Source organism: Xanthomonas sp. BRIP62411 (genome assembly GCF_003993525.1).
GTDB classification, from domain to species: domain Bacteria; phylum Pseudomonadota; class Gammaproteobacteria; order Xanthomonadales; family Xanthomonadaceae; genus Xanthomonas; species Xanthomonas euroxanthea.
This window is the reverse complement of sequence record NZ_QEZI01000015.1, coordinates 1-427: the sequence shown is the minus strand read 5'-3', so window position 1 is coordinate 427 and position 427 is coordinate 1. Positions and strand designations below refer to the sequence as shown.

The 427-nt window shown below is 69.6% G+C and carries 1 protein-coding gene; it reads left to right on the top strand.

The window, feature by feature from the left end; translation table 11 throughout:
• On the top strand, window positions 1-427 hold a 427-nt coding region (locus tag EO139_RS12890; RefSeq protein ID WP_241235958.1), incomplete at both ends, for a hypothetical protein.

The following is a 427-nucleotide window of genomic DNA, read 5'->3' as shown; positions in this document are numbered from 1 at the left end:
TGCCAGGAGAGAACCTCACCCGCGTCGAGGCCGAGGAGCGCGCCGCGCTGCTGGCCGTGTCCGAGTACGACGTGACGCTCGACCTCACCCGGGGCGCGGAGGTGTTCGGATCCACCACGACCGTGCGCTTCACCGCCACGGCGGGCGCGTCCACGTTCATCGACGCGATCACCCGCACGGTCCACGCCGTGACCCTCAACGGCCGCGAGCTCGACCCCACCGCCGTCAGCGACAGCGTGCGGATCCGCCTCGACGACCTCGCGCAGGAGAACGAGCTCACGGTCGTCGCCGACGCCATGTACACGAACACGGGCGAGGGCCTGCACCGGTTCGTCGATCCCGTCGACGACGAGGTCTACCTGTACTCGCAGTTCGAGGTGCCGGACTCCCGCCGCATGTTCGCGGTGTTCGAGCAGCCCGACCTCAA